Consider the following 7,157-nt stretch of genomic DNA (forward strand, 5'->3'; position numbering starts at 1 on the left):
GTGGGCGCTGGTCGTCGGCGTCCCACCGGGTCGCGCCCTCGGTGTAGCTGCGCGGGTAGTGGCGCAACAGATCGTCGACGGTGCGGATGCCCAACTCCTCGTCGAGCTGATCGGCGGCCTTGGCGCCCACCACGAAGTCCAGCCGGTCGGTCAGCGACGCCACGGCTACTCGACCCCGATCAACAGCGCGTCACCGCGGTGGCCGGTGCGGTAGGTGACCAGCTCGGTGCCCGGGTGGTGATCGTGCATGTGCTTTTGCAGGATGCCGCTCACGGCCGCGACGTCCTCTTCCGATTCGATGGCGGCGCCGACCAGCACCGTCACCAGGTCCCCGCCGGACGCCAGCAACAGATCCAGCAGGCCGATGGCCGCCCCGATCGCGTCGGCCGCAACGATCAGCACCTCGTCGCCCGCGATGCCCAGCCCGTCGCCGGGCTGGCAGCGGCCGGCCCAGGTCAACGCGCTTTCGGTCGCGATGCGCACGGACGCGTGCCGGGCGGCACCGGCGGCGCGGGCCATGGTGTAGCCGTCGTCCACCGCCTGCCGGCCGGTTTCGTGCACGGCCAGCGCTGCCAGCCCCTGCACCATCGACGCCGTCGGGATCGGCACGACGTCGATCCCCCAGCCGATCGCCGCGGTGCATCCGGCCACCAGCTCCTCGGCGGGCACGTATCCGTTGGGCAGCACCATCACCTGCGCGGCGCCGGTGTCGATGACCGCGCGCATCAGCTGGTGCGCACTGATGTTCTCCTGGTCGCCGGCGGCCGGATTGCGCCGCAGCACGCACGCGCCCTCCCCACCGAACAGCTCGGCGGCACCCTCGCCGTCGACGACGGCCAGCACCGCCCGCTCCCGCGTCCAGCCGCCGACCGGCAGTCCGGCGGCGCCCGAGCTCAGCGCCGAAATCACGATGCGGCTCAGCCGCCCCGCCGCGAGCCCCGCCTCGACCGCGGCGCCGGCGTCGTCGGTGTGCACATGGACCGAGTACGTGCGCTCGGCCGACGACGTCGCGGCCGCGATGCCCACGGAATCGCCCAGCTCCCCGAGCCGGTCCCGCAGCGCGTCCGCGGCGGCCGCATCGCAGCCGTCCAAGCGGTACATCACCTCGAATTGCGGCGCGGGGCGTTCGGCGGCGGCGTCCGGTTGCGGCGCCCGCGGTGACAGCTCGTACACGGTTCGGGCGGGCGCCTGACCGGTGACGGTGGTGCGCAGGGCGTCGAGCAGGACGAGCAGGCCCCGGCCGCCGGCGTCCACGGCGCCGGCGTCGGCGAGCACGTCGAGCTGTTCGGTCGTCTTCTCCAGCGCGACGACCGCGGCGTCGCCGGCGGCGATGATCGCCGGGGTGAGGCCGTCCCCGGCCTGGGCGCACTCCCCGACGGCGTCGGCCGCGGACCGCAGCACGGAGACGATGGTCCCCGGGATCTCCTCCCCGCCCATCGAGGCGATGACCAGGTCCACGCCGCGCCGCAACGACGCCCCCAGCAGGGCGGCATCGATGTGCGGCAGCTCACCGCCGGAATCGGCGGCCGCGACGGCGGTGACGTCGGCGATTCCGCGCAGAATCTGCGACAGGATCACCCCGGAATTTCCGCGCGCGCCGTTCAGGGCGCCGGCCGACATCGCGGCGGCGGCCCGGGCGACGCAGGCCGAGCCGCCCTCGGAATTCACGCCGGCGTTCGCCTCGGCCAGCGCCGAACGCATCGTGAACAGCATGTTGGCGCCGGTATCGGAGTCGGCGACCGGAAAGACGTTGAGCCGGTTGATCTCGTCGATGTGGGTGATGAGGTCACTGACGGCGGTGTGCGCCCAATCCCGTAGGGCGATCGCGTCGAGCAGACGTTCCGACGTTCCCAGTGTCAGCCACCTCCTCCACAACCCGCCCCCCGGTGGGCGCCAGCGTAGCCCGGCGACTCGGGCGACGGCCGCCCGTGACCACCACCCCGCAGGCGGGTCGATCCGACCCATTGAGCCTAGCCAGACGGGGCGACAGTGGTGGCGATCGTTTTGGTGGTTGCCACCGGAGTCGGTATCCTGGTTGGGCCCGGGTCAGCCGGGCTTTCCCGGCCCCGTGTCAGACCGCCGAGCCGGACCCCCGAGATTTGAGGAGCTTGAACAATGGCCGCTGTGTGCGACATCTGCGGGAAAGGCCCCGGCTTCGGCAAGTCGGTGTCGCACTCCCACCGCCGCACCAGCCGCCGGTGGGACCCCAACGTCCAGACCGTGCACGTTGTCACGCGCCCGGGCGGCAACAAGCAGCGCCTCAACGCCTGCACGTCTTGCATCAAGGCCGGCAAGGTCGTCCGGGGCTAGCCCGTTCGCGGCTACATCACCACGTGCCCGGCGTCGACGGGGATCGACACGCCCGTCACATAGCGGGCCCGGGGACCGACCAGCCATAGCACCGCTTCGGTCACGTCCTGCGCCTCGACCAGCGGCACGTCGGGCAGCAACATCTGCGAGACGGCCGGGTTCGGGTTTTCCAGCATCCGGTTGACGACGAAGTCGTTGAGGATCATTGGCGTCATGACGCCGGCCGGATGCACGGAGTTGACCCGAATCTTGTGCGGCGCGTACGCGTTGGCCGCCGACCGCATCAACCCCACCACCCCGTGCTTGGACGCGGCGTAGGCGAACATCGCGGCGCTGCCGTCGCCGCCCTTGCCTGTCAGCCCCTGCGACGAGCTGACCAGCACGATCGACCCGCCCTGGCCCTTGCGGATGATCGAGGGCACGGTCGCCAGCAACGTGTGCCACACGCCCTTGAGGTTGGTGTCGACGATCGTGTTGAACACCGGTTCCGAGTGGGCTTCGCGGTCACCGATGGCGACCACCCCGGCGTTGGCGACGACGATGTCCACCTCCCCGACGTCGTCGATAGCGCTTTGCACCGCGGCCTCCAATTGCGCCAGGTCGCGGACGTCGGCGACGACCGGCGCCACCCGGCGGCCCGCGGCCTCGACCAGCCGGGCGGTCTCGTCGAGGTCCGATTTGGTGCCCAGCGGGTAGGGAATCGCGTCGATGTCGGTGCAGATGTCCACGGCGATGATGTCGGCGCCCTGCTCGGCGAAGGCCACCGCGTGGCTGCGGCCCTGGCCGCGCGCCGCACCGGTGATGACGGCGACCTTGTTGTCGAGTTCGCCCATGGCTACACCTCCAACTTCGTGCCGGTCTCTTGCTCGGCGAAGGCCACCAGGCGGGCGGCCGCGTCGTAATCGCACGCCACCGGCGACCGGCCGATCAGCACCGGGCCGCCGCGCAGCCCGAATCTCCCGGTGACCCCGACGTAGCTGCCGGGTGGCAACGGTTCGCTGATGCAGTACAGCGTGGGGGCCGCGCCCTCGTCGATGTCGTTGGCCAGCCGGTCGGCCACCACCTTGACCACCTTGTGGGCGGCCGCCATCAGCGGCGAGTCGCCGAGCTGCGACAGGTTCGACGCCACCCAGCCCGGATGGGTGAGCTGGGTGACCACCGGCGACCCCGCCGCACGCAGCCTGCGGTCCAGCTCGAGGCCCCAGAGCATGACCGTGAGCTTGGACTGCGCGTAGGCGCCCAGCCGGGTCCATTTGTGCCGACGCAGGTGCAGGTCGTCCAGGTGCAGCGTCGCCGACCGGTGCGCGTCGGAGCCGACGTTGATGATCTGCGAGCGCACCCTGGGCAGGAGCAGGTTGGTCAGGGCGAACGGGCCGAGCAGGTTGGTGGCCAGCGTCTTCTCGAATCCGTCGACCGTTTCGGTGCGGCGTTCGGTCAGGGCGCCGGCGTTGTTGATCAGGATGTCGACGTCGTCGTCGATCGAACTGGCGAAGGCGCGCACCGAGGCCTGGTCGGCGAGGTCGACCCTGGCCACCGCGGTCGAGCCGCCCATCGCAGAGATTTCAGTGGCGCGTTGCTCGCCCAGCTCGGTGTTGCGCACCGCCATGATCACGTGGGCGCCGGCTTTGGCCAAGGCGCGGGCGGTCCCGAGCCCGACGCCGTTGGTGGCTCCGGTCACGACGATTCGTTTGCCGGTCAGGTTGCCGAGCCGGCTCGGCGTCCAAGGTAGGGTCACGGCGATCAAGAGTAATGGTCGGTTCTATGTAAATTGGACCGGTTCTGCCACCATTGTTCGCGGAAGCGGAGGACATGGGTTCGACGGGTGGTCCACATGAGTGACAGCGCAACAGAAATCACCAACCTGATCTACACCTACGCCGAGCTTCTCGACGGTGGCGACCTGGACGGGGTCGCCCGGCTCTTCGAGCACGGCCGCATCTGCGGCGTGGAGGACGGGCCGCCGGAGACGGTGTTCGCCGGCGCCGCCCGGGTGCGCGAGATGTATGAGATGGCCACGCGCATCTACGAAGACGGCACCCCCAAGACCAAACACAACACCACCAACGTGCAGCTGCACATCGACGAGGCGGCGGGAACCGCCCGCAGCACGTCCTACTACTGCGTCACCCAGGCCACTGCCGAACTGCCGCTGCAGGTGATCGTGACGGGGCACTACAAGGACACGTTCAAGAGGGTGGACGGCGCCTGGCGGTTCGACAGCCGCACCATGTTCGTCGACCAGGTCGGCGACGTCAGCCGGCATTTGAAGTTCTGAGCGCGTGGACGCCCCGTTCGACCGTGCTTTCGACCCAGCCTCGGTCATGGCCGACGCCCAGCGCAAGGAGGCGCTCACCGACTGGGGCCCGGGCGAATTCGAAGGCCCGCTGCGGGTGTTGCTCGACGACTACGGGGCCGCCGATCTGAACCCGATCGGCGTGCACATCCTGCGCTCGGGCATCGTGCACAGCCTGCGCATGCGACTGCGCGCCCAGGAGTGGATGCGCCGTCACCCGGAGATCCTCGGCGAGCACGTCGCCCCGCCGATCGTCGTCGTCGGGATGATGCGGAGCGGCACCACGCTGCTGCAGCGCCTGCTGGCCGCCGACCCGCGCTTCGTCTGCGCCTACGGCTGGGAGGTCGTCGAGGTCGCGCCCCGGCTGGACTATGAATTCACCGGGGTCGATCCGCGGATCGCGATCAGCGAAGGGCGCGAGGCGAAGTCGCGCGAGCTGGCGCCGGAACTGTTCGCCATCCATCCGATGTACGCGCGGGAGGCCGAGGAGGAGATCGTCTTCCTGGCCGACGCGTTCCTGTCCCATGTCCCCGAATCCGGTGCGCACCTACCCCGTTACCGATCCTGGCTCGACGCGCAGGACTTCACCCCCGCCTACGAGTATCTGCACCGCATGCTGCAGTTCGTGCAGTGGCAGAAGCGCCGGCGCGAGCTCGACGGCCGGCGTTGGGTGCTCAAATCGCCGGCCCACCTTGGCTATTTGGATTCACTGCGTGCGCGGTTCCCCGGTCTGCACATCGTGCACATGCATCGCGATCCGCGAACCACCATCGCGTCCGGGGCCAGCCTGAACGCCACCCTGCACGCGATGCACGCCGACGCCGTCGATGCGCACCGGGTCGGCGCGCAATGGCTGGAGCGGATGGGCTGGGCCAACGATCGGGCGATGGCTTCCCGCGACGGCTGGTCCGATGACGGTGACCGCGTCACCGACATCGGCTTCGACGACGCGGTCGCCGACCCGATCGGCCAGGTGGCACGCGTCTACGACGCCGTCGGGATTCCGCTCACGGCCGAGGCCGAGGACGCGATGCGGCGCTGGCTCGACGGGCGTCCCCGCGAGGCGGCGCGCCCGCCCTATGGCTTACCGGACTACGGCCTGCGCCCAGAGCAGGTCGACGAGCGATTCACGTTGTATAACAAGCGCTTTGGGCAATATATCAGAGGAGCAGCGCATGCCTGATGACCCCGTCGCGACAGCCTCGCAGCACGAACAGGAGTTGGCCGCACTCGAGCTGATCGAGCACCCGGTCGTCAAGGCCGCCTATCGATCGGTGGCCGAGACCTGGCTGGGCCGGGCCAAGGCGTCGCAGGCGATGCGGGAGCGGTTCGACGACGCGTTCGCCGAGGTGATGTTCTCGGCGGCGGTGTGGTCGTCCAACCAGGACAAGCTGCGGCCCAAGGTCAGCTGCATCACCCGGCTGGCGCACCCCGTCGACGGCCGGCGCATCCCCGGATCGCGCTGGGGCATCGACAATCCCGACAGCGTGTACCGCGTGATCCCGATCTCCGGCGACGAGCGCTACGAAATCCGCGGCCGGGTGGGCGAGCACCGGATGACCGAGAACTATTTCACGCTGTGGGACGCGCGCATGGGCACCGTCGATGTGCTCAACGGCCGCACCATGCGGGTCGATTCCGACGGCAGCTTCACCATCACCGTGGACTCCGACCCCGCGGGCGGGCGGCCCAACCACGTGCAAACCACCCCCGAGGCGCACGAGTTCTACATCCGCGACGTGCTGCTGGACTGGGGCCGGGACGACCCCAATCACCTCGAGGTGCAACGCCTTGGCGGGCCGCCGGCCGCACCGGCGCGCTCGCTCGACGAGCAGGCCGAGGCCACCGCGGCGATGATGGAGTACTTCGCCAACTTCACCGGCAAGCTCAGCCACGGCGTGTACAAGATGCCAGCGAACCATTTCAACCTGGCCTGGTCGGCCGACAAGGTCGGCGCGATGCGCAACCAGGTCTACGTCATGGGTCGCTTCGACCTCGCACCCGACGAGGCGTTCGTGGTGGACCTCAACGACGGTGGGGCCGAATACTTCACGGTGCCGCTCAGCAACATCTGGGGCACGACGCTGGACATCCTCGACCGCACCGGCAGCCTCAACAAGGCGCAATCGCTGGCCAACGAGGACGGCAGCTACACCTACGTGATCGCACCGACCGACCCCGGAGTGGCCAACTGGATCGACTCCGACGGCCTGCTCGAGGGCATTCTGACCTTGCGAATGGCCGAATTCGGTGAGACGGGTCCCCGCGAAGACCTCGGCGCACGCGGCCGGGTGGTCAAGCTGGACCGGCTCGACGCCGAGGTGCCACAACTGCCATCGGTGAGCCCGCAGGAGCGTGCGGCGCAACTCGCCGACCGGCGCACCGCGTATCTGCGGCGCCTGCCGGAAGGGTCGGCCTGAGATGGCGCGCTGGCTGATCACCGGATGCTCGACCGGCTTCGGTCGCGAAATCGCCCGCGCCGCTTTGGAAGCGGGCCACAGCGCGGTGGTGACCGCGCGCCGCGTCGACTCGGTGCGCGACTTCGCCGACGAGT

9 protein-coding genes are annotated in these 7,157 nt (G+C 69.8%); 5 read left to right on the top strand and 4 right to left on the bottom strand.

The window, feature by feature from the left end:
- The coding region (locus A9X03_RS29950; RefSeq protein ID WP_197696135.1) for a hypothetical protein at positions 1-163 on the bottom strand (163 nt) is incomplete at its 3' end.
- A 2-nt stretch (positions 164-165) separates the two neighbouring features.
- The gene (locus tag A9X03_RS23545) at positions 166-1,854 is read right to left on the bottom strand and encodes a DAK2 domain-containing protein (RefSeq protein ID WP_068263271.1); all 1,689 of its coding nucleotides are present in this window, start codon (positions 1,852-1,854) and stop codon (positions 166-168) included.
- 261 nt (positions 1,855-2,115) lie between these two features.
- Between A9X03_RS23545 and rpmB the strand changes: the two genes are divergently transcribed.
- The gene (gene rpmB, locus A9X03_RS23550; protein WP_067749870.1) at positions 2,116-2,310 is read left to right on the top strand and encodes a 50S ribosomal protein L28; all 195 of its coding nucleotides are present in this window, start codon (positions 2,116-2,118) and stop codon (positions 2,308-2,310) included.
- A gap of 11 nt (positions 2,311-2,321) precedes the next feature.
- Here rpmB and A9X03_RS23555 read toward each other — a convergent pair whose 3' ends face one another.
- The gene (locus A9X03_RS23555; RefSeq protein ID WP_068263265.1) at positions 2,322-3,143 is read right to left on the bottom strand and encodes a mycofactocin-coupled SDR family oxidoreductase; all 822 of its coding nucleotides are present in this window, start codon (positions 3,141-3,143) and stop codon (positions 2,322-2,324) included.
- 2 nt (positions 3,144-3,145) lie between these two features.
- On the bottom strand, positions 3,146-4,045 hold the full coding sequence (locus A9X03_RS23560) for an SDR family NAD(P)-dependent oxidoreductase (protein ID WP_067890739.1): 900 nt from the start codon (positions 4,043-4,045) through the stop codon (positions 3,146-3,148).
- Between the two features lie 96 nt (positions 4,046-4,141).
- Between A9X03_RS23560 and A9X03_RS23565 the strand changes: the two genes are divergently transcribed.
- The 4 genes from A9X03_RS23565 to A9X03_RS29465 form a co-directional block, all read left to right on the top strand.
- On the top strand, positions 4,142-4,585 hold the full coding sequence (locus A9X03_RS23565; RefSeq protein WP_067749867.1) for a nuclear transport factor 2 family protein: 444 nt from the start codon (positions 4,142-4,144) through the stop codon (positions 4,583-4,585).
- A 46-nt stretch (positions 4,586-4,631) separates the two neighbouring features.
- Entirely contained in the window at positions 4,632-5,786 is a 1,155-nt protein-coding gene (locus A9X03_RS23570) for a sulfotransferase (RefSeq protein ID WP_068263275.1), read from the top strand.
- Positions 5,779-7,023, top strand: a complete 1,245-nt coding sequence (locus A9X03_RS23575; protein WP_068263268.1) for a hypothetical protein — start codon at positions 5,779-5,781, stop codon at positions 7,021-7,023. The genes A9X03_RS23570 and A9X03_RS23575 overlap by 8 nt, the downstream gene beginning before the upstream one ends.
- Position 7,024: 1 nt before the next feature.
- On the top strand, positions 7,025-7,157 hold a 133-nt coding region (locus tag A9X03_RS29465; protein ID WP_156746647.1), incomplete at its 3' end, for an SDR family NAD(P)-dependent oxidoreductase.

Origin of the sequence: Mycobacterium sp. E1715 (assembly GCF_001667625.1) — a bacterium.
In the GTDB taxonomy this organism is placed as follows: Bacteria; Actinomycetota; Actinomycetes; order Mycobacteriales; family Mycobacteriaceae; genus Mycobacterium.

Coding starts and splice junctions, on each gene's coding strand:
- rpmB (WP_067749870.1), top strand. CDS start 2,116: ATGGCCGCTGTGTGCGACATCTGCGGGAAAGGCCCCGGCTTCGGCAAG.
- A9X03_RS23555 (WP_068263265.1), bottom strand. CDS start 3,143: ATGGGCGAACTCGACAACAAGGTCGCCGTCATCACCGGTGCGGCGCGC.
- A9X03_RS23565 (WP_067749867.1), top strand. CDS start 4,142: ATGAGTGACAGCGCAACAGAAATCACCAACCTGATCTACACCTACGCC.
- A9X03_RS23570 (WP_068263275.1), top strand. CDS start 4,632: ATGGCCGACGCCCAGCGCAAGGAGGCGCTCACCGACTGGGGCCCGGGC.
- A9X03_RS23575 (WP_068263268.1), top strand. CDS start 5,779: ATGCCTGATGACCCCGTCGCGACAGCCTCGCAGCACGAACAGGAGTTG.